Annotated in this window: 20 protein-coding genes, 4 tRNA genes and 1 pseudogene; 14 read left to right on the top strand and 11 right to left on the bottom strand. The window is 68.7% G+C overall.

Annotated features, from left to right (window positions below):
- The first annotated feature begins 19 nt into the window (after positions 1 to 19).
- Positions 20 to 92 (top strand) — tRNA-His (locus C6Y44_RS08960).
- Positions 93 to 253: 161 nt separating this feature from the next.
- On the opposite strand, the gene C6Y44_RS08955 is transcribed toward C6Y44_RS08960, so the two are convergent.
- Entirely contained in the window at positions 254 to 1399 is a 1146-nt protein-coding gene (locus C6Y44_RS08955; RefSeq protein WP_192378748.1) for a lipase family protein, read from the bottom strand.
- A gap of 17 nt (positions 1400 to 1416) precedes the next feature.
- Positions 1417 to 2631, bottom strand: a complete 1215-nt coding sequence (locus tag C6Y44_RS08950) for a L,D-transpeptidase (protein WP_419150185.1) — start codon at positions 2629 to 2631, stop codon at positions 1417 to 1419.
- A 264-nt stretch (positions 2632 to 2895) separates the two neighbouring features.
- On the opposite strand from C6Y44_RS08950, the gene C6Y44_RS08945 reads away from it, so the two are divergent.
- Positions 2896 to 2968: transfer RNA gene (locus tag C6Y44_RS08945), tRNA-Lys, on the top strand.
- 96 nt (positions 2969 to 3064) lie between these two features.
- A tRNA-Lys gene (locus tag C6Y44_RS08940) sits at positions 3065 to 3137 on the top strand.
- Between the two features lie 147 nt (positions 3138 to 3284).
- On the opposite strand, the gene C6Y44_RS08935 is transcribed toward C6Y44_RS08940, so the two are convergent.
- On the bottom strand, positions 3285 to 3509 hold the full coding sequence (locus C6Y44_RS08935) for a DUF3618 domain-containing protein (protein WP_060651180.1): 225 nt from the start codon (positions 3507 to 3509) through the stop codon (positions 3285 to 3287).
- Between the two features lie 89 nt (positions 3510 to 3598).
- Here C6Y44_RS08935 and bcp point away from each other — a divergent pair, with 89 nt between their 5' ends.
- Entirely contained in the window at positions 3599 to 4072 is a 474-nt protein-coding gene (gene bcp / locus C6Y44_RS08930) for a thioredoxin-dependent thiol peroxidase (protein ID WP_159418674.1), read from the top strand.
- 24 nt (positions 4073 to 4096) lie between these two features.
- Here bcp and C6Y44_RS08925 read toward each other — a convergent pair whose 3' ends face one another.
- Entirely contained in the window at positions 4097 to 5467 is a 1371-nt protein-coding gene (locus C6Y44_RS08925; RefSeq protein WP_159418675.1) for a dipeptidase, read from the bottom strand.
- Positions 5464 to 6225: a TetR/AcrR family transcriptional regulator gene (locus C6Y44_RS08920; RefSeq protein ID WP_120282146.1), complete on the bottom strand. Its 762-nt coding sequence runs from the start codon at positions 6223 to 6225 to the stop codon at positions 5464 to 5466. The genes C6Y44_RS08925 and C6Y44_RS08920 overlap by 4 nt, the downstream gene beginning before the upstream one ends.
- Positions 6226 to 6313: 88 nt before the next feature.
- Between C6Y44_RS08920 and C6Y44_RS08915 the strand changes: the two genes are divergently transcribed.
- The 3 genes from C6Y44_RS08915 to C6Y44_RS08905 all read left to right on the top strand — a co-directional run bounded on the left by C6Y44_RS08915 (position 6314) and on the right by C6Y44_RS08905 (position 8923).
- The gene (locus C6Y44_RS08915; protein WP_159418676.1) at positions 6314 to 7261 is read left to right on the top strand and encodes an ATP-binding cassette domain-containing protein; all 948 of its coding nucleotides are present in this window, start codon (positions 6314 to 6316) and stop codon (positions 7259 to 7261) included.
- A complete protein-coding gene (locus tag C6Y44_RS08910; protein WP_225623762.1) occupies positions 7258 to 8043 on the top strand; it encodes an ABC transporter permease in 786 nt (261 codons plus the stop codon). Before C6Y44_RS08915 ends, C6Y44_RS08910 begins: the two co-directional genes overlap by 4 nt.
- Before the next feature lie 79 nt (positions 8044 to 8122).
- Positions 8123 to 8923: a TetR family transcriptional regulator gene (locus tag C6Y44_RS08905; protein ID WP_120282144.1), complete on the top strand. Its 801-nt coding sequence runs from the start codon at positions 8123 to 8125 to the stop codon at positions 8921 to 8923.
- Between the two features lie 10 nt (positions 8924 to 8933).
- Here C6Y44_RS08905 and acpS read toward each other — a convergent pair whose 3' ends face one another.
- Positions 8934 to 9341: a holo-ACP synthase AcpS gene (gene acpS, locus C6Y44_RS08900; RefSeq protein WP_019288997.1), complete on the bottom strand. Its 408-nt coding sequence runs from the start codon at positions 9339 to 9341 to the stop codon at positions 8934 to 8936.
- Positions 9342 to 9355: 14 nt separating this feature from the next.
- Positions 9356 to 18637, bottom strand: coding sequence for a type I polyketide synthase (locus tag C6Y44_RS08895; protein WP_192378746.1), 9282 nt, complete (start codon positions 18635 to 18637; stop codon positions 9356 to 9358).
- A gap of 412 nt (positions 18638 to 19049) precedes the next feature.
- Between C6Y44_RS08895 and C6Y44_RS08890 the strand changes: the two are divergent.
- The 5 genes and pseudogenes from C6Y44_RS08890 (at position 19050) to C6Y44_RS08870 (ending at position 21035) form a co-directional block, all read left to right on the top strand.
- A pseudogene (locus C6Y44_RS08890) lies at positions 19050 to 19579 on the top strand (HNH endonuclease signature motif containing protein).
- The gene (locus C6Y44_RS08885; protein ID WP_192378745.1) at positions 19576 to 20073 is read left to right on the top strand and encodes an HNH endonuclease; all 498 of its coding nucleotides are present in this window, start codon (positions 19576 to 19578) and stop codon (positions 20071 to 20073) included. The pseudogene C6Y44_RS08890 and the gene C6Y44_RS08885 overlap by 4 nt, the downstream one beginning before the upstream one ends.
- A gap of 17 nt (positions 20074 to 20090) precedes the next feature.
- A tRNA-Leu gene (locus C6Y44_RS08880) sits at positions 20091 to 20175 on the top strand.
- Between the two features lie 69 nt (positions 20176 to 20244).
- Positions 20245 to 20661, top strand: coding sequence for a transcriptional regulator (locus C6Y44_RS08875; protein WP_120284141.1), 417 nt, complete (start codon positions 20245 to 20247; stop codon positions 20659 to 20661).
- Complete coding sequence (locus C6Y44_RS08870) at positions 20658 to 21035, top strand: DUF3817 domain-containing protein (protein WP_006554752.1); 378 nt, start codon at positions 20658 to 20660, stop codon at positions 21033 to 21035. The genes C6Y44_RS08875 and C6Y44_RS08870 overlap by 4 nt, the downstream gene beginning before the upstream one ends.
- A 78-nt stretch (positions 21036 to 21113) precedes the next feature.
- Here C6Y44_RS08870 and C6Y44_RS08865 read toward each other — a convergent pair whose 3' ends face one another.
- The 3 genes from C6Y44_RS08865 to C6Y44_RS08855 form a co-directional block, all read right to left on the bottom strand.
- Complete coding sequence (locus C6Y44_RS08865; protein WP_016693400.1) at positions 21114 to 21554, bottom strand: response regulator; 441 nt, start codon at positions 21552 to 21554, stop codon at positions 21114 to 21116.
- Positions 21551 to 23116 (bottom strand): sensor histidine kinase, encoded by a 1566-nt coding sequence (locus tag C6Y44_RS08860; RefSeq protein WP_120282142.1) that lies wholly within the window; start codon positions 23114 to 23116, stop codon positions 21551 to 21553. Before C6Y44_RS08860 ends, C6Y44_RS08865 begins: the two co-directional genes overlap by 4 nt.
- Before the next feature lie 70 nt (positions 23117 to 23186).
- Entirely contained in the window at positions 23187 to 24371 is a 1185-nt protein-coding gene (locus tag C6Y44_RS08855) for a PP2C family protein-serine/threonine phosphatase (RefSeq protein WP_225623817.1), read from the bottom strand.
- Between the two features lie 158 nt (positions 24372 to 24529).
- On the opposite strand from C6Y44_RS08855, the gene C6Y44_RS08850 reads away from it, so the two are divergent.
- Together C6Y44_RS08850 and C6Y44_RS08845 are read left to right on the top strand one after the other, a co-directional pair.
- Complete coding sequence (locus tag C6Y44_RS08850) at positions 24530 to 24904, top strand: STAS domain-containing protein (protein ID WP_174247056.1); 375 nt, start codon at positions 24530 to 24532, stop codon at positions 24902 to 24904.
- Between the two features lie 55 nt (positions 24905 to 24959).
- On the top strand, positions 24960 to 25427 hold the full coding sequence (locus C6Y44_RS08845) for an ATP-binding protein (RefSeq protein ID WP_120282139.1): 468 nt from the start codon (positions 24960 to 24962) through the stop codon (positions 25425 to 25427).
- 84 nt (positions 25428 to 25511) lie between these two features.
- On the opposite strand, the gene C6Y44_RS08840 is transcribed toward C6Y44_RS08845, so the two are convergent.
- Positions 25512 to 26753 (bottom strand): oxygenase MpaB family protein, encoded by a 1242-nt coding sequence (locus tag C6Y44_RS08840; protein WP_159418678.1) that lies wholly within the window; start codon positions 26751 to 26753, stop codon positions 25512 to 25514.
- Between the last annotated feature and the right edge of the window lie 26 nt (positions 26754 to 26779).

Below are 26779 nucleotides of genomic sequence, written 5' to 3'. Positions count from 1 at the left end.
GTTGCCGGCGAATGCGATGGTGAGTGTAGTTCAGTTGGTAGAGCACCAGGTTGTGATCCTGGCTGTCGCGGGTTCGAGTCCCGTCACTCACCCCGAAGAAAACCCCCGATCGGATTTCCGATCGGGGGTTTTCTCGTTCCCGGAGAATCCTCACGCACGGCGGTTCCTCACGCACAGCGGCTCCTCGCGCGCCGAACCGGGGTTCGCCGCCGCTGCAGCGCGCGCAAGGCCCGGTTCGGTGCGCGAGGCCGGCCTATTCGAACGAGCGCGTCACGAAGGCGTCGACGTCGGCCCGGGAGCGCTCCACCGTCGTGTAGTGCCCGGCCATGTAGACGCGGTAGTCGACGTCCGCCCCTGCGGCCTTCATCTCGGCGGCGAGCGCCGCGGACAGCGGCAACGGGACCATCACGTCGTGGATGCCGTGCGCGAGGAAGACCGGCCGGTCGTAGCCGTCCGCCGGCGCGGCGAGATAGTCGGCCAGCAGCGCCGGCATCGGGCCCTCGGCCAGCGGGCGCACGAGCAGCTCCCCGACCGGGATGTCGCGCACCGATTCCTCGAGATCGTCGTAGCAGAGCTCTTCGGCCCGATCGACGACCTCACGGCCGATCGAGGTCAGGTAGCCCTCGACGTCGGCCTCGGGGTAGGCGTCGCGCAGCCCGGCGAAGATGTACCCGCTGAAGCTGACCAGGCCCCACAGGCCCGGATCGGGGAAGCCCGGGACACCGATCGTGAAGGCCCGCTCGAGGTTCGCCGGGGCGCCCGTGGCGACCGTTCCGCGGAAGTCGAGTTCGGGAGCGCGGGAGGTCGCGATCGCGGCGGTGTGCAGCGCCGCGTGCCCTCCCTGCGACTGCCCCATCACGATCCAGCTCTCCGACAGCGGCGCCCCGCCGTCGCGGGCGGCCCGGACGATGTCGACGATGCTGTTCGCGGCGCTGGGGCCGTCGAGATAGCGGTGGAGCCCCTCGGAGCCCAGACCCGGGAAGTCGGCGGAGACCACCGCGTACCCGGAATCGAGCCAGTGCTGCAGATAGGTCCGCTCGAGATCGGAACGCGGCGTGCGGGTCGTGAGTGCGCAGTCGTCGCCCACGCCGGTCGTGCCGTGTGCCCATGCGATGACGGGCCAGCCACCCTCGGGGGCGTCGCCCTCGGGCAGGAACAACGCGCCCGTGGCGACGGTCGGCTCACCCGACCGCCACTCGGTGGAGTATTCGAGCTTGGTGGCCGTCGCGGCACCGGGCACCGACAGTTCGTCGGGCAGCGGCTGTTGCGAGACCACCGAACCCGGTGCGGGTGCGGTCGACGACGCGACCGGCGAGGCCGCGGCCCCCGTCGGTGTCAGGGCTGCGAGCAGTACGGCACCGCAGCAGGCAGCGCGCAACCATCTCCCCCGAACGGTCATCGATCCCCCTTCACCCGTCACGCCGCAGCGTTGCCGGCCTTCCACGTCGACCACGGGATGTTCCAGTCACCGAGTCCGTCCGTTCCGGGGAGAGTACCGCCCACGGTGTTGCGTACCACGACGATGTCGCCGCGCTTGGTGTTGTCGAAGATCCACTTGGCGTTGGCGGGGCTGAGGTTCAGGCAGCCGTGGCTGACGTTGCGCACACCCTGGTCGCCGAGCGACCACGGCGCGGAGTGGAAGAAGATGCCGCTGTAGGACATCCGCGTCGCCCACTCGACCGGCGTGCGGTAACCCTGCGCCGAGTCGGAAGGCACGCCGTAGGTGGACGAGTCCATGATCATGGACTCGAACCGGTCGCCGATGATGTAGACGCCGTTGGGCGTGGGCGTGGAGTCCTTGCCGAAGGAGGTCGGCATCGTGATGACGTCGACGCCGTTGCGGGTGACGGTGACCTGCTTGGTCGCATCGTCCGCTGTGATGACCACCGCGTCGCCGATGGTGAAGGACGAGTGGACGTCGGACTGACCGAAGAGGCCGTCGCCGAGATCCTTGCCGTAGACGTTCACGTCGACGGTGATGGCGGTGCCGGGCACCCAGTAGTTCTCCGGGCGCCACCGCACCTCGCGGTTGTTGACCCAGTAGAAGGCGCCTTCGACGGGCGGGTTCGTGGTGACGGTGATGGCCGCCTCGGCCGCGAGCCGATCCGGGATGTTCTCGTCGAACTGCACGGCGATCGGCTGACCGATGCCCACGATCGAACCCTCACCGGGCAGCACGTAGGGCTGGGTGAGGTTGGCCGGGGACGACGTGGTGAACGACGCCGTCGAGGTGGTCGCGCCACCGAGCCCGTACGCGACGGTCTCGAGCGTGTAGGAGCGGTTGTAGCCGAGCGGTTCGGTGTTCACCCAGGTGAGTCCGTCCGCGGCGAGTTCGCCCTGCACCGGCTCGCCTGCGGGATTGAGCAGGGTCACCGAGTCGAGCTTGCCGTTGACCACCGAGACCGTCACCGGATCGATCGGCGAGAAGCCGACCGAGCCGTCGGCGACACTCGACGACACCGTCGGCTTGATCAGCGCGGCCACGGGATTGGAATCGATGGGCACCTCCTCGGCGCCCGTTCCCGAACCGCCGGCGCATCCCGTGACGAACGCAACAACGCCGACGACGACCACTCCGAGGATTCCCCGTACCCGACGACCCCGGGGGTTCCCCGCACTCGATTCCGCCACTTCCATACTCCGATCCCGCCTCCCCCAAGGCACCGAAAACGCACGTCACAACACCGGACACGATGATGCCAGCCCCTCTTGCGGCCGACCCGACGCGACTCCCCCGTACGTCGGTAACGTTCGAATGACAATCGCTCCGACCGTCCGATCCGTTACATCGACGACCTTACAGAAAACATCCTGACCAGGCGATTTGGCGCGTCGCGCGACGGTGTGTAATGTTCTCTTCGTTGCTGGGACGGCATCCCGGGAACAGATCGTCAAGCGCCATTAGCTCAATTGGCAGAGCAGCTGACTCTTAATCAGCGGGTTCGGGGTTCGAGTCCCTGATGGCGCACAACACGAAGGCCGGACACCCAGTGTCCGGCCTTCGTTCTGGCGGTGACACCGTCCTCCACGTCGCCCGGACGGCGACCGGGAGACACATCGCCACGCGCCATTAGCTCAATTGGCAGAGCAGCTGACTCTTAATCAGCGGGTTCGGGGTTCGAGTCCCTGATGGCGCACAACACGAAGGCCGGACACCGGAAACGGTGTCCGGCCTTCGTCGTTCACGGCCGACGACGCTCTCGCGGCGGCTCCGTCCCCGGAACGAGGAACACCCACGCCGAGTCGACGTGGGTGCCCTCCTGTCACGCGGTGGAGCGGATGGGTCAGCGCAGGATCCTGCGCAGCACCAGCAATCCGACCACCGTGCCGGCCGCGATCGCTGCGTACTTCTTCACCTGCGGCTGGTTCACCTTCGCGATGAGGGTCTGCTTCGTGCTCGCCACCAGATTCTTCGGGTTGGCGCGGACGCTCAGTTCGTCGAGTGTGCTCGCGAGCTGATTGCGGGCTTTCTCGATCTCCCGCTCGATGTCCTCGGTGTCCCTAGCCACGTGTCCTCCAGAAGGTCGCTGCAGTGTGCTGCGACCACGGTAATGGACGCGCACCGGGAATGGCTGCACGGTCCACTACTGTCGCCTTCATGACCGAGAACAGCAGACTCGCCCCCGGTGATCCCGCACCCGATTTCACTCTTCCCGATGCCGACGGCAACGAGGTGTCGCTGTCGGACTATCGCGGACGCAAGGTCATCGTGTACTTCTACCCCGCCGCGAGCACCCCGGGATGCACGAAGCAGGCGTGCGACTTCCGCGACAGTCTCGCCGAACTGAACGAAGCGGGCCTCGAGGTGATCGGCGTCTCGCCCGACAAGCCGGCCAAGCTCGCGAAGTTCCGCGACGCCGAAGAGCTGACGTTCCCGCTGCTGTCGGATCCCGAGAAGACCACCCTCCAGGCGTGGGGCGCCTTCGGCGAGAAGAAGATGTACGGCAAGACCGTCACCGGCGTCATCCGCTCGACCTTCCTCGTCGACGAGGACGGGAAGATCGAGGTCGCGCAGTACAACGTCCGCGCGACCGGGCACGTGGCGAAGCTGCGCCGCGACCTGTCCGTCTGACGCCCGGCAGCCCGGCCGGCGGCGTTACCGCGGCGCCAGCGAGGTCAGCAGCAACGCCTCGGCCACGGCGAGATTCTCGATCTCGGTGGGATCGACGCTCTCGTTCGGCGCGTGGATGACGCAGCGCGGTTCCTCGACGCCGATCAGGGCGATCTCGGCCCGCGGCACGGCGCGTTGCAGCGCGGTGCACAGCGGGATCGAGCCGCCCTGCCCGGCGGTCCCGACCTCCCGGCCGTAGGCGGTCTCGAGCGCGGTGCGCAGCGCGGCGTAACCGGGACCGTCCGTGGCCACCCGGAAGGGTTCGCCGAGGACGTCGCGGTCGATGCGCAGATGCGCTCCCCACGGCACGTGGGCCTCGAGATGGGCGACGAGCGCGTCCTGGGCGGTACGGGCGTCGATGCCGGGCGGCACGCGCAGGTTCAGGCGCGCGGACGCACGCGGCACGACCGCCGCGGCCGATCCGACCACGGGCGGGGCGTCGATCCCGAGGACGGTCAGTGCCGGTCGCGCCCACACCGCGTCGGCGACGGTGCCGGAGGTGGGCAGCGAGACACCGTCGAGCACGCCCGCGTCGGTGCGGAAACGGTCTTCGGGATAGGGCACGCCGTCCCAGGTCGCGGTGCAGTCCAGTCCGTCGACGACGGTGTTGCCGTGCTCGTCGCGCAAGGTGCCGAGCAGATGGATCAGCGCGGCGAGCGCGTCGGGTGCCGCTCCCCCGTACATCCCGGAGTGGATTTCGCCCCTCAGCGTCTCGATGTGGACGTCGACGTTCGCGATGCCGCGCAGCGTCGTGGTGAGGGTGGGACGGCCGACCTCGGCGTTGCCGCTGTCGCCGATGACGATGAGATCGGCGTCGAACAGTTCAGGTCGTTCGGCGACGAGGTGGTCGAGGCCGGCGCCGCCCATCTCCTCCGAGCCCTCGATGACGATGCGGACACCGACGGGCAGCGGGCCGTCCGCGCGCAGGGCCCGCAGCGCGAGCAGGTGCATGACGACGTTGCCCTTGCAATCCGCGGCGCCGCGGCCGTACCAGCGGCCGTCCCGCTCGGTGAGCGTGAACGGTTCGCTGTGCCAGAGCGATTCGTCGCCGGGCGGCTGAACGTCGTAGTGGCTGTAGAGCAGAACCGTCGGGGCGCCCTCGGGCGCGGGTGTGTGGCCCAGCACCGCGAGCGAGCCGTCGGCGGTCTCGACCGTCTCGACGTTCTCGATTCCCGCCTCGGCGAAGGCATCCCGCACCCAGTTCGCCGCACCGACGCATTCCTCCACCGGGAACTGGCGCGGATCCGCGACGGAGCGGAACGCGACGAGCTGCGCGAGGTCGTCGCGCGCGGCGGGCATCGCCTCCCGGATCCGTTCCCGGATGCGCTGTGTCGCGTCGGTGTCTGTCGCTGTCATGATCCGTCCTCCGCACGTCGGATGAGTACGTCGATTCCGTCCAGCAGTCGTTCGAGACCGAAACGGAAGTCCTGTTCGTGCCATACTGCCTCGTCGTCGGCGTCACTCTCGTCGGGGTCGAACGCACCGCCCTCGACCGCCGCCAGCACCGAGGGGTACTTCCCCGGGTCGAGGATGCGCCGCAGCATCGCCGGGGCGTCGGTCGGGTCGTCCGCGGCATCGCTTCCGAGCTCCCACGAGAAGCGTGCGCGACCGATGGCGTAGAGCGAGATCATGGTCACCACTTGCACTTTCGCAGGTTCGTCGAGCGGCGTGGCGGACAGCGCGTCGAGTCCGGCGTCGAGCCAGAGCAGGTTGTTGGGATAGTACGGCGCCGTGCGGATCGGGTACTGCGTCAACCACTTGTGCGCGCGCAGACTCCGGTACTCGGCCATCGCCCACGCGTCGAGCCGTTCCCGCCACTCGCCTACGGCCGGTAGTTCGGGAGGCGGTCCGATCGCGCGGTCCCACGCGAGTTCGACGAGCTGGTCCTTGTTGCTCACGTAGCGGTACAGCGACATGGTGGTGAAACCCAGATGCTTGGCGACCCGGCTCATCGAGAGCGCGTCGAGCCCTTCGGCGCCCGCCACCTCGATCGCCGCGTCGAGGACCTGCTCGAGGGTGAGCCCCCGTCGCGGACCGCGGGTGCCACTGTCGCTCAAACCCCATGCCAGCTGCACACTCTGCGGCAGCGGATCGCCGGGCTCGGGACTGCTCATGCTCCTCCAGAATTCGGGTCTTGCCGCCATCCTAAAACTGTGTACGCTATACACATTGGTATATGGCATACACAGTTAGGGAGATGTCATGACTCGTCCCGTTCCTGCCATCGACGTCCGGGGCCTACGCAAGTCGTTCGGCCCGACCACCGTTCTCGACGGTGTCGACCTCCGGGTCGAGCCCGGATCCGTCTTCGCACTACTCGGCGCGAACGGCGCCGGCAAGTCCACCACCGTCCGCGTCCTGACCACCCTGCTGCGCCCCGACGCAGGCACCGTCACGGTGGTCGGCCTGCCCCTTCCTGCCCGCGCCCACGCCGCGCGCGAGAACATCGCGCTCACCGGCCAGTACGCCGCGATCGACGACCTCCTCACCGGCACGGAGAACCTCCGTCTCGCTGCGCGCCTCGCGCACCTGCCGTCGGCCGCGATTCCCGGCCGCGTCCGCGACCTGATCGAACGCTTCGATCTCGGGCACGTCGCCGACCGTCGCGCCGGCACGTACTCGGGTGGCACGATGCGACGCCTCGACATCGCCATGAGCCTCGTCGCATCCCCGCAGGTACTGTTCCTCGACGAACCCACGACCGGCCTCGACCCGCGCAGCCGCCTGGTGATGTGGGAGGCGATCCGCGAACTCGCCGACGACGGCGTCACGATCTTCCTGACAACCCAGTACCTCGAGGAGGCCGACCGGCTCGCCGACCGCATCGCCGTCCTCGACGGCGGCCGGATCGTCGCCGAGGGCACACCCGACGAACTCAAGTCGCTGGTGCGCGGGGGATATCTCGAGCTGCGTTTCGCCACCGACGTCGACCTCGCCCACGCGGCGTCGGTGCTCGACGGCGAGATCGACCGGGCCGCACTGACACTGCAGGTCCACACCGGCGGCGACCTGCCCCACGTCGCCGCCCTGCTCGAGCGCCTCGCCGCCGAAGCGGTGCCCGTCGAGAAGTTCGGGCTGCACTCCCCCACCCTCGACGACGTCTTCCTCACCCTCACCGGCTCCAGCGACGAAACGAAGGTCGTCCGGTGACACTCCTCGCACACCCCACCCCGCTCCGCTTCGCCGCGCGCGACCACGCCGCCGTGACCGGCAGGAACCTGCGACGGATGCTCCGCAGCCCCGACGCGCTGCTCATGGGACTCGCGCTGCCGGTCCTGCTGCTCGTGCTGTTCGTCTACGTCTTCGGCGGCGCGATCGACACCGGCACCGACTATCTGAACTACGTCGTGCCCGGCATCGTGCTGCTGTCGGCGTCCTTCGGGGCAGCGCAGACGGCCGTCGCGGTCGCCTCCGACATGCACCGCGGCATCGTCGACCGGTTCAGGTCCATGCCCATCGCCCGTTCGGCCGTGCTCACCGGGCACGTCGTCGCGAGCCTGGTCCGCAATCTCGCCAGTACCGTCGTGGTGTTCGTGGTGGCCGCGCTCATGGGATTCCGGCCCGACGCCGGTCTCGTCGAATGGGTGGCCGCCGTGGGCGTCATCGCGTTGTTCGTCCTCGCGATCTCCGCCGTCTCGGCCGCACTGGGGATGCTCGCAGGCAACGAGGAGGCCGCGAGCGGGTTCACCTTCTTCCTGCTCTTCCTCCCCTACGTGAGCAGCGCGTTCGTCCCGCCCGAGACGATGCCCGGATGGCTGCGCGGTTTCGCCGAGCATCAGCCGGTCACCCCGGTGATCGAGACCGTCCGGGGGCTGCTCACCGGCACCGGGATCGGGTCGTCCGCGATCGTCGCGGTCGGGTGGTGCGCGGCGTTCACCGCGATCGGCCTGGTCGCCGCCACCGCACTGTTCCGGCATCGAACCGCGCGGTGACCTGTGGCTGCCCGGTTTGTGACACTCTGACTCACATCAAGTATTCGGGAAAGCACGGACGTCCGGCTAGCCTGGGCGCGTGGAGTCAGCAACGAACGGCCGCCGCGCCCCGCGCCGGATCGATCCGGCGCTCGAGGTTCAGGCCGAGCCCCAGGAGCTCGTGCCGCGTCGGCGGCCCACCCAGGAGCGGAGCCGCCGCAAGTTCGACGCCCTGTTGGCCGCCTCGCGTGAACTGCTCACCGAAGTCGGCTTCGAGTCGTTCACCTGTGAGGAGGTCGCATCCCGCGCAGACGTCCCCATCGGCACCCTCTACCAGTTCTTCGCCAACAAGTACGTGATCGTGTGCGAGCTCAACCGGCAGGACCTCGTCGGCGTCCAGAGCGAGCTCGCCCAGTTCAATGGCAAGATCCCGTCCGTCGACTGGTTGCGCTTCCTCAACAGCTTCGTCGACCACCTCGCCGGACTGTGGACCACCGATCCGTCCCGCCGCGAGGTGTGGCTCGCGATGCAGTCCACCCCGTCCACCCGGGCCACCGGCGCCATCCACGAACGCGAGTTCGCCGAGCAGGTCGCGCGGATGCTGGCACCGCTCACCCCGGACACCCCGCGACCGCGCCGCAAGCTCATGGCCGAGGTGCTCGTCCACATCGTGTACTCGATGCTCAACTTCTCGGTGCAGGATGACCAGACCCATGCCGACGCCGTCGTCGAACTCAAGCGCATCATGGTCGCCTATCTGCAGATCGCCGAACAGGACTCACGCGCTCAGGCCAAGCGACGCCAACGCCGTGAGGAACGCGAGGGATCCGTACGCGAACAGGCCGACCGGCGGGACACCGAAACGGATCAGGCCGAGGAAGCTCGCGCTCCCTCGGCCTGATTCCCCACATCTACGTACGTCGGCCGTCGACCTCGTCGAGGACGACGAACGCGCCGGCCATGTCACCGTCGTGGGTCAACGACACATGGATCCGGACGCCGGTCAGCTTCTCGGCGACCTGCCGGTGCAGCCGGATGCTCGGGCGACCCCACGCGTCCGAGACCACTTCGATCTGCTGATGGATCGTCTCCGGTAGCACCGGTGGGCTGCCGAACAGCGACGCCGACCACGCCTTGATCACCGCCTCCTTCGCCGCCCACCGGGCGGCGAAGTGACGGGCGGGATCGGAGCTGCGGGTGTTCGCGTCGCGACGCTCACCCGGTGTGAAGTTCGCCAGCATCGTCGTTCCCGTCCGACTCAGCTGTTCCGCGAACTCCGGCACCGACACGAGGTCGAACCCGACACCCGCAACTCCCATCCCGAGACCCGTGCCTACTTGCAGCCGGGCAGACCGGAGCGGTACACGTCGTCCTCACCGAGGCGGGCCTCCGGCGAGAGCAGCATGTCCGCCTCTAGCTGACGCGTGGCCGAAGCCGGCACGTGATCGTCACCGAGACGACGATCCGCAGGCCGCTGGTAGAGCGACGCTCCACCGGTCATCGCGTCCACCAGGCGACGCTTGCCGGCGACGGTGCGCTCGGCAGCCTTCGCCAGGTAGGCCTCCCGGCGCTCGGCCGGGATCGCCTCGACGAACGCCTGCGGATGGACCACCGCGATCAGACCCGACACGTGCCCGAAGCCGAGGCTCGTGAGCAGACCCGCCTTGAGCGGGAGCTGCTCGCCGAACCGGATCGGCGTGCGCGGCCACACGAGGTGCTCGAACTCCGCCATCTTCTCGTCGACACAGTCGAGGCTGCGGTTCGGCGGAACCACACCCTGCGCGAGGACCTGGCACAGGCCGATCAGCTGGAAGGCGGCGGCGCCGCCCTTGGCGTGACCGGTCAGCGACTTCTGCGAGACCACGAACATCGGGTTGCCCTCGCTGCGGCCCAGCGCACCCGCCAGACGCTCGTGCAGCTCGGCCTCGTTCGGGTCGTTCGCGGCGGTCGAGGTGTCGTGCTTGGAGATCACCGCGATGTCGTCGGCCGTGAGACCGAGCTTGCGCAGTTCCTTCGCCAGACCCGACTCGCGTCCACCGCGACCCGCACCGAGCGCACCGATGCCGGGCGCCGGGATCGAGGTGTGCACACCGTCGGCGAACGATCCGGCCCAGGCGACCACACCGAGCACCGGCAGGCCCATCTCGAGCGCGACATCGCCGCGGGCGAGCAGGACGGTGCCGCCACCGGCCGACTCGACGAATCCACCGCGACGACGGTCGTTGGCGCGGGAGAAGCGACGATCGCTGATGCCCTTGGCCTGCATGTCCTCCGACTTGGCGGTCGCGGACATATCACCGAAGCCGACGATGCCCTCGATACCGAGATCGTCGAAGCCACCGGCGACGACCAGGTCGGCCTTGCCGAGCTTGATCTTGTCCACGCCCTCCTCGACGGAGACCGCAGCCGTGGCGCACGCCGCGACCGGGTGCACCATCGCGCCGTAGCCACCGACGTACGACTGGACGACGTGCGCGGCGATGACGTTCGGCAGGGCCTCCTGCAGGATGTCGTTCGCCCGCGACTCGCCGAGCAGCGTGTCGATGTACAGCGACCGCATCGAGGACATGCCACCCATGCCGGTGCCCTGCGTGTTGGCGACCATCGACGGGTGCACCCAGCGGAGCAGCTCGGACGGGGTGAAGCCACCGGTGAGGAAGGCGTCGACCGTGGTGACGATGTTCCACAGACCCACCCGGTCCACCGAGTCCGCCATGTCGGCGGGGATGCCCCACTTGGTGACGTCGAAGCCGGTCGGGATCTGGCCGCCGACCGTGCGGGTCAGCTTCGCCTTGCGCGGCACGCGGATCTCGGTGCCGGCCTTGCGGGTGACCGTCCAGTCGCCCGACTCGGCGTCGACCGACGCAACCGTGTTCTCCGGATCGGAGTCGACGAACGCGCGGGCTTCGGCCTCGGAACCGACGACGAAGGACAGGTCCTTGTCGAGGAAGACCGAGGTCAGCAGCGGAGCCGTGTTGTCGATCATCGCACCGTCGTCGCCGTAGCGGCGGATGCCGCAGCGCTCGACCACCGCGTCGTGGTAACGGTCGGCGATCTCCGCCTCGGGCACCAGCTCACCGGTCTCGGTGTCGTAGAAGCCCGGCTTGGGATCGTTCTCCCAGCCGATCAGGCCCGTGACCCACGCCAGCTCGAGCACACCGGCGGCCGACAGTTCCTCGTCGACCTCCATCTCGAAGCGGGTGCGAGCGGAGCCGTAGGGGCCGAGCTCACCGGCACCGACGATGACGACCGTGTCGGCGAGGTCGGCGGTGACCGTGCCCCACTCGGGGGTCGGCAGCTCCTCGGCACGCGGAGGTTCGGGCAACGCCGCGATGGTCGCGGTGTCGTCCTCGTCCTCCTCGACGGCGTCGGCCGCCTCCTGCGCCTGCTTCGCGAGCGCCGGCAGGTCGACGTCCACCTCGGACAGTCCACCGGTCAGGTCCGCGACGAGCGGAGCCTCGGCGGCGAGACGCGTGGCCTCCGGTCCGACCAGCTTCAGCAGCTCGCCGGCCATCTCGTCGGTCGACCAGGTACGGACACCGGCGGCCTCGACAGCCTCGACCAGCGGGTCGTTGCCGCCCATCAGGCCCGTGCCGCGCACCCAGCCGATGAGGGCGTGGGCGAGGGTGACGCGCTCGGCCCAGGTGCGCTCGGCGCTCCACCGGTTGATGATCGCGTCGAGTGCGGCCTTGGCCTCACCGTAGGCACCGTCGCCACCGAACTTGCCTCGGTTCGGCGAACCGGGCAGCACCACGTGCAGGTGGGTGTCGACGTCGCGGTCGTACCCGATCTTCGACAGTCCGGCGATCAGTCGCTCGACCGACCACAACAGCACCCGCATCTCCATCTCGGCGCGCGCACCGGCGTCGGCGAGCGAACCCGCCACGCGCGGCGCGGCGAACGGGAAGAGCAGCGTGGGGGTGAGCGCGTCCTTGATCAGCTTCTTCGCGCCACCGGCGACCTCGACGGTCTCGGTGCCGATCCACTCGATCAGGGCGTCGACGTCGCTGTAGGACGCCATGTTCGCGGGAACCACCCACAGCGCCGCACCGGCGCGAGCGTTGCGTGCGTACAGCTCCTTGTAGAAGCCCAGGCGGCTGTCGTTCAACGAGGACGTGGTGACGACGACCGTCGCGCCGCCGGCGAGCAGCTTCGCGGCGACGGCTGCGCCGATACCGCCCTTGCTGGCGCCGGTGACCACGGCGACCTCGTCCGCGTACTCGGCACCCTCGGTGACGACGGCGGTCTCGGCGATCGCGGCGTAGGTCTGCGCGAGCTCCGTACGACCGGCCTCGGTGGCCTTGCGGCCCCAGAACTCGGCGTGCGCAGCCACGGTCCGCCCTGCACCGGTGAAGCGCTCGACCTCGAGCTGCTCCCCGAGCCAGACGCGCGCCAGGTCCTCGCGGGCGGTGGCCCAGCGATCGTCGATCAGGACGGCCTTGCGCTCGTCGAATGCCGGAGCGACCAGACGCGGCCAGTCGGAGCCGAGCTCGGCGGAGACCAGGTCGACGAGTTCGTCGTCGGCCTTGTCGGCCAGGCCCGAGACCTGCTCGGTGTGGCCGAGCTGCTCGAGCACGAGACGGGCGGCACTGGCGAGAACCCCGTCGCGACCGGTGATCTGCTCGGCGAACTCGCCGAGGGCAGCGGCGTCGACCGTCGCTCCCCCGCCGCCACCGGCGGACGGCATCGACACGGCGATTCCGCGACGCGAGGCCACCGACTGCACGGCGGCGTCGATCAGCTTGTCGACCGAAGCAGCATCCGCGAGGGCACCATCGCTCAGGCCGCCCAGGTCGCCGCCGCGGACGGACGAACCGTCGCGGCTGCCGAGAGCAGCTTCGGCGGTGACGTGCGACGCCCAGCCCTCGCCCAGACCCCACACCTTGGTGACGCGGTCGGCGACGTAGGCGGGACGCTTGCCCGACGGACCGAACACCTTGCGCAGATGATCGTTGATCGAGTCCGACAGCACCGGGCCGAAGGGGCGGTAGGTGCGGGCGAGACGGTCGACCGTGCCGGCGAGGGCACCCATGTCGGCGTCGGCGGCACCGTCGATCGCACCGAGCGAAAGCTCGGAACCGAGGTCGACGAGCAGCTGGTTGCGGCGCGAGGACACGCCGTCGCACAGCGCCTCGATCGTGTCGGCGGGACCGATCTGATCCGGGCGCAGCTTCGTCCACAGGGCGATGAGCACCTTGGTGGCGTCGGCGGCCTTGAACGCGATGTCGTCCGGGGTCGGGCCACCGGCCGGCGCAGCGGGAGCCGCGGCGGGTGCCGGGGCCGCAGCAGCGGCAGGCGCGGCGTCGGCGGCCGGTGCGGCCGGCTCGTCGTCCTCGACCGGAGCGGGATCGGTGTCGGTCGAGTACACGATCGACGCCTCGCGCTCGATGTTGAGCACCTCGACGGGCTGACCGAAACGACCGGGCAGCTTCAGCGTCTGCGACGCGAGGTTCGCGACGGTGGGAGCGCCACCGAGGCCGACCTCGACGAACCGCTCGACACCGAGACCACCGTCGGCCTCGTCGGCGAACAGCAGGTCCTGCGTCTCGATCCAGCGCACCGGCGACGCGAACTGCCAGGCCAGCAACTCGGCGAGCACCACGCGGGTGAGCTCGACCGGCCTGGCCGACCAGCTGTCGAAGTCCGCGAGGACGTCGGCGAGCGGCTGCGACGGCACCAGGTCGGCGATCTCCTGGATGAACTCGCGGCCCAGGTTGAACGGCTTGGGCACGAGGTTCGGGATGTACCGGCCGATGAGGATGTTCGGGTCGATCTCCTGCGGCAGCAGGGCGAGCAGACGCTCGCGGAAGTCGTCGACACCGCCGCGCAGCACGGTCGAGTGGAACGGCACGTCGATGCCCGGGACCAGGATGAACGCGCGCTTGCCACCGAACTCGGCGACCTTACGCTCGATCACGGACTCGAGGGCTTCGAGGCCGGCGACCGTACCGGCGATCGCGTACTGCGATCCGCGCAGGTTGAGGTTGACGATCTCCAGGAACTCCCCGGTCTCCTCGGCGACACCGGCGACGAAGGCCTGCAGGTCCGCATCGTCCACACCGAACTGCGACGGCCGGATCGCGGCCATGCGGTAGTTCGAGCGGCCGTGCTCGTCGCGCGGCACGAGGGCGTGCATCGCGGAGCCGCGCTGGAAGACCACCTCGAGGACGGCCTCGAGCGGCAGCACACCGGCGACCGCGGCGAGCGCGTTGTACTCACCCACCGAGTGACCGGCCAGGAAGGCGTCGTCGACGAACGCGCCCGCCTCCTTGAGCTCGGCGATCTGCGCGACACCGAGGGTCGCCATCGCGACCTGCGTGAACTGGGTCAGGTGCAGCACGCCGTCGGGGTGCTTGTGGGTGACACCGCGAGCCTTGAGAACCGTCGGGTTGTCGCGGACCACGGCCAGGATCGAGAAGCCGAGCGCCTCGCGGGTGTGCTTGTCGGCGCGCTCCCAGATCTCGCGGGCGGCCTTCGAGCGGGCACGGGCGTCGAGGCCCATGCCGGGACGCTGGATGCCCTGGCCCGGGAAGGCGTAGACGGTCTTCGGCGCGGCGATACGGCCGGTCGCGACCATCACCAGATCACCGTCGACGCGGCAGCCGACCTCGACGACCTCGGCTCCACCGTCGGTGGCGATGCGGTCGACGCGCACGTCGATCTTCGCGCCCGGACGGACCATGCCCAGGAAGCGGGCGGTCCACGCCGTGAGACGACGGACCGGCAGCTTCGCGTCCTGCTCGATCGCGGTGACGACCTGCTGGGCCGCGGCCGACAGCCACATGCCGTGGACGATCGGGCTTCCGAGACCGGCGAGCAGCGCGGCATTGTCGGAGGTGTGGATCGGGTTGTGGTCGCCGGAGACCTTCGCGAAGGCGCTCATGTCGGTCGGCGCGACGATCACGGCGTCGCGGCGGCGACGACGCGGGGTGTCGGCGACGGCCTCGGTGAGAGCGCCACCAGCGCGGACCGGATCGGCGAGATCAGCGGTGCCGGTGCGGCCGCGGATCGCGAACCGCTCGGCCAGGGTGGCGACCACCCGGTCGCCCGAGCCGTCACCGCTGTCGGCGGTGATGACCACGTCGACCTCGACGACGCGACCCAGGTCGGTGTCGGAGACACCGGTGACCTCGGCCTTGACGCCCAGGAAGGCCGGATCGGTGGGCAGACCGTTCTTGACGTCGATCGCGTGGTCCAGGTGAACCAGGTCGAGCATGCCCTCGATGACCGAGAGATCGGTCTCGGTGCGGGCGGCGCCGAGCGCGGCGAAGACGGCCGGCCAGCAGGCACCGACGAGCACATCGGGCACACCGTTGCCGCTCGGCGTCAGGGTCGCGGGCAGACCCGAACCGGTGACACCGGCGTGGTCGGCGATCTTCTCCGGGAGCCAGCCGAGGGTGATACGGGCAGCGCCCTTCTTGACCTCGGGCAGTTCCTGACCGGCGGCGACACCGAGCAGAGCCGACATCGACGCATCGGCGTCGGCCTCGGTGACGACGGGCGCGCCACCGGAGACGACCGAGGCGGGCACGGTCAGGCGGATCTCGACGGCCTTGTCGCGCACCAGCGGAACCCGCAGGCCGACGTGCTCGTCGTCGAGGATCGTCAGGGTCGCACCCGTCGGGGCGTGCGAGGCAGCGGTCTCCGACTCGACGGTCCACTCGTCCAGATCACCGAGACGGTGGATCGGGTTGCGGGTCTGGCGACCCGCCCACGAGACGTCGGGCGAGGACAGCACGGCGTCGAGCAGACCCGGCGCGATGTCGCGGTGGCGACGCGCGGGAAGCTCGACGGGCTCCGCTCCCTCGGCGACGAGCTCGTCGGCCGTGGCCTTCTCGAAGCGGTCGAGGAGTTCACCGACCGGCTCGTCGACGCGGGTGATGCCGGCGACGGCGACGGTGCCGGGGATGACGCAGACCTGGTCGGCGGAGTACCGCGGATCGTGAGCCTGCCACAGCGAATCCGAACGCCACCAGCGACGCACGTCCTGGTCGACGACCGGAACGAAGTTCACGGGCTTGCCGGGCGTGCGGCACAGCGACACGAAGAACGGCACGTCGGCGGGGTGCAGCACGACGTCGCCCGCGTCGGGGTACTGCGCGAGCAGAGACTTGATCGCGGCGTACGGGCGCTCGAGCACCGCGTCGTCGTCGAACAGCGTCGGGATCGGGCCCCGGCAGACGGGGTGCAGGCGGGCCTCGGCGCGCTGCAGCATGTCGCGGAAACGCTCACGCCACGACACGTCCAGCCACGGGCTGGTGTGCGCCTCGGCGAGGACGTCCGCCAGATCGGTGCCGCAGTCGAACTCGGCACCGTTGTCCGCGCCGACGGCCAGCTCGAGGTAGCGCTCGAGCCACTGCAGGTAGGTCATGGTGTCGAGGTCACCGAAGTACGGCTTGGCCGTTCCGTTCAGGGCCTCGATGATCTCGTCGCGGCGTGCGGCCACGGCGTCGGCGTCACCGGCGACCTCGTCGAGGAGGCGACCCGTGCGCGATGCGGCGTTGTCGATCTCGTGGATGTCGGCGCCGAGCTGGCTGCGGCCGGAGGCCATACCGCCGGTCGCGGTGCCGGCGGCGACCCAATCGGGGGTGCCGGGGGTATCGACGAGCAGCTGCTTGACCTCGGGAGCCGTGGTGGCCTCGAGAGTCGCCATCGCGGCGGTGCCGACGAGGATGCCGTCGAGCGGCATGGCCGGGAAGCCGTAGACGGTCGACCAGCGACCGGTCAGGTACTCGGCGGCCTTCTCCGGCGTGCCGATGCCACCGCCGACGCACAGCACCAGGTTCGGGCGCGTGCGCAGCTCGGCGTAGGTGTCGAGGAGCAGGTCGTCGAGGTCCTCCCACGAGTGGTGACCACCGGCGCGGCCGCCCTCGATGTGGGCGATGACCGGGTAGTCCGGAACCTCGTTGGCGATACGGATCACCGAACGGATCTGCGCGACCGTGCCCGGCTTGAAGGCGACGTGCTCGATGCCGGCCTCACGCAGGTCGGAGATGATCTGCACGGCCTCGTCGAGCTCCGGGATACCGGCGGTGACGACGACACCGTCGAAGGGCGCACCGGCCGCGCGGGCCTTGGGCACGAGACGCTTGCCGCCGACGTGCAGCTTCCACAGGTAGGGGTCCAGGAACATCGAGTTGAACTGGACGGCGCGACCCGGCTCGAGCAGCTCGGTGAGCTCGGCGACGTGGTCGGCGAAGATCTGCTCGGTGACCTGGCCACCACCGGCGAGCTCGGCCCAGTGGCCGGCGTTCGCGGCGGCGGCGACGATCTTCGGATCGACGGTCGTGGGGGTCATGCCCGCGAGCAGGATCGGCGAGCGGCCCGTCAGGCGGGTGAAGGCCGTCTCGACGGCGATGCGGCCGTCGGGCAGCGCGACCGGCTTCGGAGCGAACTCCGACCAGGCACGCGGAACCTCGGGCTCGGCGCCCGGGGTGAGGAGGTTGCGCTGACCGCCGCGGGTCGCGGCGGCGATGATGCCGACGCCCTGACCACGCAGGCCCGAGCTGGTCATGCGGGTGAGGAGCTCACCCGGACCGAGGTCGAGGATCCACGAGGCGCCGGATGCGACGGCGGAGTCGACCTGCTCGACCCAGTCGATCGGGGCGACGAGGATGGCTTGTGCGAGGCTGCGCGCGAGTTCGGCGTCGAGCTCGCAACGGGCGGCCCAGTCGGCGACCTGCTCCACGGCGTCCGCGAAGGCGGGGTGATGGAAGCCGACCTCGGCCGCGACGGGCTCGAAGGTCGGGGAGAACACGGCGCCACCGCGCTTCTTGGCCTCACGCTCGCGGGTCTCTGCGGCGGAGATCTGCTCGCAGCGCTGCTGCACGCGCTTGAGAGCGGCGGGCGGGCCCGACAGCACGACGCGACGGCGTGCGTTGCGGATCGCGACGACGGCGCTGCGCTCGGGGTCCTGGCCCTCGAAGACCTCGGCGACGATCGCGCGCAGGCGCTCGGGGTCGACGTTGGCGACGGCGAGCATCGGGTACTTGCCGGCGCCGGAGATCAGGCCGCGGCGGCGACCGACGAGAGTCGCGGCGGCACCGATGAGCTGGGCGATGGCGAGGATCTCGGCATCCTTGCGGCCGGCGGCGGCGACGGACTCGACGGCGAGGACGCCCTGCGAGTGGCCGATGACCGAGCTCGGCGCGACGGAGTCGACGTCGAGGCCCTGGTTCGCGAGCGCGCGCAGCGCGGCGACCTGGGTGAGGAAGACGCCGGGAAGCGACACAGCGGCAGAGGTGAGAGCTGCTTCGGAGGGGCCGGCGGGCGCGTCGTCCTCGTCGGCGAGTTCGGCCTCGAGGATCCACGCGACGGGGTCGAAGCCCGTCGGGCGGACCACGACGAGGTCGCTCGCGACCGGGGCGAGGTGCGCGGTGGCGCGGTTGACCAGGTCGGTGAGGACCGGTTCGAGTCCGTTGTCGCGGCTGAGTTCCTCGAGCGAGGTGAGCCAGGGGGCACCCTGGCCACCGAATGCGAGCGCGTAGGGCTCACCCGCGAGGAGCTTGTCGACCAGAGCACGGGCCGGAGCGGCTGCCGTGGACCGATCGGTGGTGCGTCGTGATGCCTTCGAGTTCCGTCCGTTGTCGCCTGGTGTGGTCTCGTCGATCGTCACGCGTGTGGTTCCTCTCCTGAACACCCCGGCGTCGAGGCTTCGTGTGTCAGCGCTGCGCGCCGGTGTGCTGCTGGACTAGTGGTCCGCTGTTCGGGCACGCCAAGGTTCGCACAAAATCATGAGGGGTTCCTCATGTTTTGTTTCACGCAGTTTGCCCGGCACCCCTCCCACCAGTGATTTCGCTCACACGCTCGCTCGAAAGTAACTGGTCGGTAACCCGAATCACTCCTGGCTGCGCCGATGCGTGGACGTCCATGAACCCGAGGAATCCCTCACGTTTTTCGTTATCGAATCGTTACCTGTTGACGGGCGTCGCGGATCGTGCATCGCAAGATCGACAACGTGTCGGACCCCCGCGATAGCTTCGGGACAATCGAACAAATATTCGACAGGGGGCACGGTGGGGAGAAGGGTGAAGTACACGCGGGAGGTCCTCGAAGAGGCGGTCGCGAAGGCGACCAGCGTCGCGGGCGTGTTGAGGCAATTCGGATTACGGGAAGACGGCGGCAACCATGCCAACATCAGCCGACGAATCAAGCTCTATGGAATCGACACGTCCCACTTCCGGGGTATGGCCCACCAGAAGGGGATACCGCCCCGGAACCGCCTGCACTGGTCGAGGTGCTCACGGTCTCACCGGCCGGCTCCAACCGTAGAGAAGCTGCCCGCCTCAGACGAGCGCTCATCGAATCCGGGCGGTCGCACAGGTGCGAGAACTGCGGCACCGGTCCGGAATGGCGGAAATCGCCGCTCGCACTGCACGTCGACCACATCGACGGCAATCCGAACGATTCCCGTCCGGAGAACCTCCGCTTCCTGTGCCCCAACTGCCACAGCCAGACACCCACCTGGGGCAGGAGGATCCGGCACAACCGACCCATCCGAGCCCTCGACGCGGCTCCAGCCGAGTCGAGCATCGAGGCGGAAGCGGGGACACGGTGACACGACCGGTCAAGTACACGAAGGAGATGCTTGAAGAGGCAGTTCGCAGCTGCGTCAACTTCGCCGACGTCATGCGGTACTTCGGTCTCAAACCCAACGGAGGACATCACACGCATCTGACCCGCAGGATCAGGGCACTCGGTATCGATACGTCCCACTTCACCGGCCGCCCTCCCGTACAGGGTGGGCCTGTGGTGAAGCGGCACTGGACCACGATCCTGGTCGAGACACCGGCAGGCTCGCCACGAACCAAACCTCATCTGCTGCGTCGGGCTCTCATCGAGTCCGGTCGCCCACACGAACGCGAGGGTTGCGGCACGGAGCCACATTGGTACGGCCAGCCGTTGGTCTTCCACGTCGACCACATCGACGGAAATCCCAACGATTCGAGACCCGACAACGTCCGGTTTCTGTGCCCCAACTTCCACACCCAGACATCGACCTGGGCCGGGCGACGCCGCTTCACCTTCCGTAGGGAAGAGCCGTCCTCGTGACGTATTGTGTCCGTGACGCGCGAGTGGCGGAACGGCAGACGCGCTGCGCTTAGGACGCAGTGTCCATAGGACGTGGGGGTTCGAGTCCCCCCTCGCGCACCACGTGACCTCACCCACGGTGCACCGACCGGTCTTGGCAGGTCGGTGCACCGTTCGGGTACCGTCGAGGGCGTGTCCGAGCATCGCCCTCCCCGCCGGTTGGCCCTGATCATCCTGGTCCTGGTGGCCGCGGCCGGATGCCTCGGCCTCGGTTACTGGCAGTGGACCGCCTTCGAAGCGGTGGGCGGCACCTACCAGAATCTCGGCTACGCGCTCCAGTGGCCTGCCTTCGCATTCTTCTGCGTCTACGCCTATCGACGCTTCGTGCGCCTCGAAGCGGAGGAGCAGGAAGCCGAGAGCACCGGCGGACGACGTCCGTCCGAGCCGGACGGGCCCACCGAGATCCCCGAGGATCTTCTCCCCACCCGTCCGCGCACGCTCGCCGAGGCACGCGAGCAGGAAACCGCGGATCCCGACGCACGACAGATCAACGAGTACAACGAGTACCTCGCGCAACTCGCGCGCAGGTCCGATAGGAGCGCTCAGTGAGCACGACCCCCGAGCAGGCGTCCGGCCAAGCCACCACGCCGCGCGTCGTCAGTGAGGCCGACCGGAAGAAGATCCGGTCCGCCCTGCTGCGTTACCGCGTGCTCGCCTACGCGACCGGTATCTGGCTGCTGATCCTCACCGGTGAGATGGTCGCCAAGTACATCATCGGTGTCGAGAACGTGCCGGCCTGGATCGCGATCGTGCACGGCTGGGTGTACGCGGTGTACCTGGTCCTCACCTTCGACCTGTCGATCAAGGTGCGCTGGCCGATCGCCCGGACGGTGTGGACGCTCCTGGCGGGTACCATCCCGTTCCTGTCCTTCTTCGTCGAGCACAAGCGCACTCAGCAGGTGAAGGCCGACTTCGGCGTCTGAGCCGGCAACCTCCACGAACACGAATCGGGCGGATCCTTTCGAAGGATCCGCCCGATTTCGTTGTGCCCGTGTGCGCGCTCAGCGTCGCGGCAGGCGCACCACCTGGACGAAGAACTCGTCGATCTGGCGCACCGCGCGGATGAACTGGTCGAGGTCGACCGGCTTCGTCACGTACGCGTTGGCGTGCAGCTTGTAGCTGCGGAGGATGTCCTCCTCCGCTGCCGAGGTGGTAAGGACGACGACGGGGATGTCGGTGAGGTCGGTGTCGGACTTGACCTGCTCGAGGACCTGCCGCCCGTCGTACTTGGGCAGGTTCAGATCGAGGAGGATCAGGTCGGGCCGAGGGGCGTTCTCGTACTCCCCGCGCCGGTAGAGGAAGTCGAGTGCCTCCTCGCCGTCGCGGACCACGTGAAGGGTGTTTCCGATCTTGTTGTCCTCGAACGCTTCGCGCGTCATCAATTCGTCGCCGGGGTCGTCCTCGACTAGGAGGACGTCGATCGGCCGCCCGGAAACGCTCATGCAGATGCCCCTTTCAGAGCGACTTCGGTTGCAGACATGTCGTCGCCTGCCTTGGGAATCGTAAAGCAGAATCGACTGCCTTCCCGATACTGCGGGTCGAGCCAGATCTCTCCACCGTGGTATTCGACGATCTTCCGGCAGATCGCCAGGCCGATGCCGGTGCCGGTGTAGACGTCCCGGCCGTGCAGCCTCTGAAAGATCACGAAGACCTTGTCGGCGAACTCCTCCGCGATACCGATGCCGTTGTCCTGCACGGAGAATCGCCAGAACTCGTCGTCCCCGTCGACGATCTCCTCGCAGTCGACCCGGATCTCCACGGGACGGTCCTCATGGCGGAACTTGATCGCGTTGCCGATCAGGTTCTGCCACAACATGATCATCAGTGTGGGATCGCCCACGATCGTCGGCAGGGACTCGGGCCGCGTGATCGTCGCCCCGGATTCGTCGACCGCCTGCGAGATGTTCGTCAAGGCCGCGTCGAGGGTCACGTCCAGTTCGGTGCGGACGTGCGCGTCGCTGACGCGTCCGACGCGGGAGAAGGTCAGCAGATCGTTGATGAGCACCTGCATACGCTTCGCGCCGTCGACCGCGAAGGCGATGTACTGGGTGCCGCGTTCGTCGAGCTTGTCGCCGTAGCGCTTCTCGAGGAGTTGGCAGAAGGACGCGACCTTACGCAGCGGCTCCTGCAGGTCGTGGGAGGCGACGTAGGCGAACTGTTCGAGTTCGGAGTTCGAGCGCCGCAGTTCCGTCGTCTGGTTCTCGAGTTGCTCCTCACGCTCGTGCGCGACCTGCAGTTCGCGCACGATCCGCTCGCGCATGTCCTCGACGTCGCGGCCCAACGCATAGATGTCGGCGGGGCCCTGCGGCACGATTTCGCGCTCGAAGTTCTGCCCCGCGACGACGCTGCGCGACGCCTGCCGCAGACGTTGGATCGGGCGTACCACGATCGTCTGGAGCAGGACGGCCAGACCGACACCGGTGAGGAGGAACACCACCACCATGCCGGCGAGGATGCGATCGCGCGTGGTGCGGGTGTCCTCGAGAGTTGCGATGCCGTCCTCTCGGGCCTGTGTGAGGTCGGCGTTCTGGACGTCCAACGCCGTCCGGATCCGGTCGAATGCGTCCCGGCCGGCTGCGACGACCGCGGGGTCGACGAACTGCGGTTCCCCCGGCACGACGGTGGAGATGAGCGGCTCGGCGTACACGCGTCGCCACTCCGCCGCATGCGCTTCGATCGCTTCGAGGTCCGCCATCAGCTTCTCCTCGTCGCCGACGAGGGCTCGCAGCTCGGCGGCCGCGGCTTCCTCCTCACGTCGCCCCTCCTCGTAGGGCATGAGGAAATCGGGATCGGCGGCGAGGATGTAGCCCCGCGCGCCCGTCTCCTGGTTGATCAGTGCCGATTGCAACCGGTATGCCTCGACGCGAGCGGGCTGGATCCGGTCGCGCACGTAGTTGGAGTACTCGGTCGTCTCACGGAGGAAGTGGCTGCCGACCACGGTGCCGACGACGACCAGCACACCCATCACGCCGAGTACGAGCAGGAACCATGCCTGGACCGTCATCCTGCGAGACGGAGGGCGACGCACGTCCCCCGTCTCCGCCGTTGCGTCGCTGTTCGTCATGCGGTGGTGATCACTTCCTGTTCCATTGCACGTGGACGACTGCCACGTCGTCGGACAGTCCTCCCCGACTGTCCGCGAGTTTCTCGGCACCGTCGATGAGCGAGTCGGTGAAGTCGGCGGCCGGCAGATGGGCGCGTTCGCGCGCGAGCTCGAGGAGTCCTTCCTCACCGAGTCGTTCCGGGCCGTCGCCCCGATGGCCCTCGAACAATCCGTCGGTGAACAGCACGATCGCGCCGTCCTCGGGCAGATCCAACTCGTGAACGGGCCAGGTGGCCCCTCCCGGCAGCAGGCCGAGGGCGGGACCACCGGGCGCTTCGACCCAGTCGATGGTTCCGCCGTGGCGGAGCAGCAGCCCGGGATGACCGGCGCGCATGACCTCGACGGTGCTGCGGTCGGCACACATCGTGAGGTTCGTCATCGACGCGAAGAAGCGGCTCTCCGTGCGCTCGGCGACGAGCAGTTCCTCGAGTTGGTGCAAGCGGCGGGGACCGTCGACCCCGCTGAGCACGAGCGTGCGCCACGCGATGCGTAGGCCCACGCCGAGGGCTGCCTCGTCGGGACCGTGACCAGAGACGTCGCCGATGAGGACGTGGACGGTTCCGTCGCCGGTCTGCACGACGTCGTAGAAGTCGCCGCCGAGAAGAGCCGACGACCGGCCGGGTCGGTAACGGGCGACGACGTCGAAGTCCTGCCCGTCGCGCAGGAGCGGGGACGGGAGCAGGCCGCGTTCGAGTCGGGCGTTCTCCTGCGCGTGAAGCTGACTCGCCTGGAGTTCCGCCGCCGCGATCTCGGTCTGCTTTCGCTGGATGGCGTAGCGGACGGCGCGGCCGAACAGATCGGGTTCGACGCGTCCCTTGACGAGATAGTCCTGGGCGCCCACGGACAGCGCGGCGAGGCCGGTCTGTTCCTCCGCGAGGCCGGTGAGGACGACGATGGGGACGGAATCGGTGATCTCCTGGATGCGGGCGACGGCTTCGAGGCCGCTCGCATCGGGCAGGTGGAGGTCGAGAAGTACGCAGTCGGGAGCCGATGTGGCGAGTTCGTCGCGGGCCTGCGCGAGTGTCTGCACCCACACGACGGTCATCTCGGGGGCACTGTCGACGACGAGTTCCTCCACGATGAGCGCGTCGCCCGGATCGTCCTCGATGAGGAGCAACGACGGTGGTTCGACCGACTCGCTCTGCGCTCGGTGCATGTCCACTCGGCGCCCCTCCCTCCCTGCTCGAAAGGGAACATTACAGACTCGACGACAGCATGGTCACAGGGTGGTCACGGCGGGTCGCGGCCGCGGCCGATGGACCGTTGTGTGCATCTATCGGCACGATCTTGCATGATGGCAAGGTGAACGATCCCATGACCGCGCATCCGCATATGACTCTTTCCACGACCCGTAACGGCTCCGTGGCCGTGCTGTCCGTCAACGGCGAAGTCGACATGACGAGTGCCCCGCTCCTCGAGCAGGAAGCCCTCGCGCTCCTCGACTCCGACATCTCCGGACTGATCGTCGATCTCAGCGGGGTTGATTTCCTCGCTTCGATGGGTATCGCTCTGTTGGTCGAGTTGTCCAAGCGAGCCGCCGACAGCACCGGTTTCGCCGTCGTGGCACACGGCAGTGCCACGGCACGCCCGCTCGAACTCCTCGGCCTCGGAGAGGTCCTGGCGATCCATCCGAAGCTCGACGACGCGCTCGTCGGCCTCGGTGCCTCGCCGGAAGGCGTCTCCGAGTAGACCGCCGTACCCGTCGAACCGAGGAGCCATGTCGTCTGCGCCCGAGGAGTCAGCTTTGCTCTTTCCCGACGAGATCCGTTCGTCGGGTGTGCGAGCCGACCCGACCGAGATTGCAGGCCTGCGGGTCGTCACGAGGCGGTGGCTGGCGAAGCTCCCCCTCAGCGAGGACCAGAGACAGGACATACTGCTCGCGAGCTACGAAGCGCTCGCGAATGCCGTCGAGCACGCCTATGCGCCGGACGATGCGCACGGCACGCTCGACTACGAGGCGACGTATCTACCCGACGAGGGTGAGGTGGTCGTGCGGGTCGTCGACCACGGCTCCTGGCACGACGCCGTCGACAGCGACGCCCGACGTTCACGCGGTCACGGGCTGACGCTGATCCGCAATCTGGCCAGCGACGTCCGGGTCTCGGCCGGCCCGAAGGGCACGATCGTCGAGATGCGATGGGTCCTCGACGAAACGGACAGGGCTGAGGACGACAGGGCCGGGGACGAACTCTCGTCCCACGACGCGAGCTGATCTGCGCGGTAGGCGCGCGTCGCGAGTTCCCCGATTCGAAGCGGCCGTGGGAGGAGCACGATGCTCCTCCCACGGCCGCTTTGGTCATACCTGCAGGGCGCCCACGTCCGGCTTCGCAGAACCGAACTTCAGTTCCAGTTCGCGGCGTGCCGCACGGTCGCCGAGGTGCTCGAGCAGCCGACGTCCGGGAACGCATCTCTTCAGCACCTGGGACTTGACGATGTTCGTCGCAAGGACCGGGACGACCGCCCAGGGCGGAGTGACCGGAAGCCCCAGATCGTGGAGTCCCTGCTCCCCGAGGAAGAAGCGCAGCATGCTGAGCAACCGCAGTCGCTCGTAGGCACCCCGGAGCCGGGAGAAACGCCCGTAGTCGAGCGTGCGCTGGCCGTCGACGAGTGCACGGGACAGGTCGGCGCCCGCCGGCGTGACATCGTCCTGCACGAGCACCACGTGGTAGTTGAAGCGGTGCTGCTCGCGTTCGGAGTCGAACAGCCACTCCTCGTCCACGCCCATGAGCCAGCCGACGTACTTCCACAGGTGCATCACGGCGCGGGATTCGTCGCGGCTCACGGTGTAACCGAGTGCGCGGACGCCCAGGAGGAGGGTGCCGTTGAACAGTCCGAGGGTCGCGGCCTGGTCGGTCTGATTGATCGGCAGTCCCCAGTGCTCGATGTCCCATCGGCCGTTGTTCTCGAACCGATCGTTGACGAGTGCGTGCATGGCGCGCACGTGCACGGTGAGCTTGAAGCCGTCCCCGTTCCGGCGCATGCCACCGGGTTCACCGACGGCGGTGCCCCACTTCTGGGTCTCGCCGAGGCGGCGCATGGCGGTGGATCCGGTGAGTCCGCCGGTCTCCACGAGGAGGTCCGGAGGTCCGCCGAAGCGGTAGCCGCCGATGAGCGACAGCTGGAGCAGCACGTCGTTACGGGTGCGGCCCATACGGCGAAAGGCCCGTGCGCCCTGCTCGAGCAGGTTCCAGTCCACCCAGTCGGGGACGGTGTCGACGACGGCGAAGAACTCGCGCAGCGCGGCGGGAGCGTCGGGTACGGACTCGATGCCGTGTTCCAGTGCCCGGTGGAACTGCTTCATGGTGACGCGTTGCGGGTCGTCCCGGTCGCGGCGCATACCGTGGACGAGCGCGGCCCCCACCTCGTCGCGTGCGAACATCCTGCGGCCGATGCGGTCGAGCAAGCGCTGATCCACCTCGTGGATCCGGGCGAACTTCTTCAGCGGTCTCCCGATGCGCTCGTTGCGGGGCCGATTGCCCTCGTACCGCGTGGGGTACGGGCACGTGCTCTCGTCCCGTAGCAACTCCTGTGTCACCATGAGGCGATGTTCACACGAGCTGTTAC

It is taken from the genome of Rhodococcus rhodochrous (genome assembly GCF_014854695.1).
Classification (GTDB): domain Bacteria; phylum Actinomycetota; class Actinomycetes; order Mycobacteriales; family Mycobacteriaceae; genus Rhodococcus.
The sequence above is the reverse complement of the archived record's forward strand: the minus strand, read 5'-3'. Positions and strand labels throughout refer to the sequence as shown.

Excerpts from the sequence above, each read along its gene's own strand:
- C6Y44_RS08955 (WP_192378748.1), bottom strand. The coding sequence starts at position 1,399 with ATGACCGTTCGGGGGAGATGGTTGCGCGCTGCCTGCTGCGGTGCCGTA.
- bcp (WP_159418674.1), top strand. The coding sequence starts at position 3,599 with ATGACCGAGAACAGCAGACTCGCCCCCGGTGATCCCGCACCCGATTTC.
- C6Y44_RS08925 (WP_159418675.1), bottom strand. The coding sequence starts at position 5,467 with ATGACAGCGACAGACACCGACGCGACACAGCGCATCCGGGAACGGATC.
- C6Y44_RS08920 (WP_120282146.1), bottom strand. The coding sequence starts at position 6,225 with ATGAGCAGTCCCGAGCCCGGCGATCCGCTGCCGCAGAGTGTGCAGCTG.
- C6Y44_RS08915 (WP_159418676.1), top strand. The coding sequence starts at position 6,314 with ATGACTCGTCCCGTTCCTGCCATCGACGTCCGGGGCCTACGCAAGTCG.
- acpS (WP_019288997.1), bottom strand. The coding sequence starts at position 9,341 with ATGGGAGTTGCGGGTGTCGGGTTCGACCTCGTGTCGGTGCCGGAGTTC.
- C6Y44_RS08865 (WP_016693400.1), bottom strand. The coding sequence starts at position 21,554 with ATGAGCGTTTCCGGGCGGCCGATCGACGTCCTCCTAGTCGAGGACGAC.
- C6Y44_RS08860 (WP_120282142.1), bottom strand. The coding sequence starts at position 23,116 with ATGACGGTCCAGGCATGGTTCCTGCTCGTACTCGGCGTGATGGGTGTG.
- C6Y44_RS08855 (WP_225623817.1), bottom strand. The coding sequence starts at position 24,371 with ATGCACCGAGCGCAGAGCGAGTCGGTCGAACCACCGTCGTTGCTCCTC.
- C6Y44_RS08850 (WP_174247056.1), top strand. The coding sequence starts at position 24,530 with ATGACCGCGCATCCGCATATGACTCTTTCCACGACCCGTAACGGCTCC.
- C6Y44_RS08840 (WP_159418678.1), bottom strand. The coding sequence starts at position 26,753 with ATGGTGACACAGGAGTTGCTACGGGACGAGAGCACGTGCCCGTACCCC.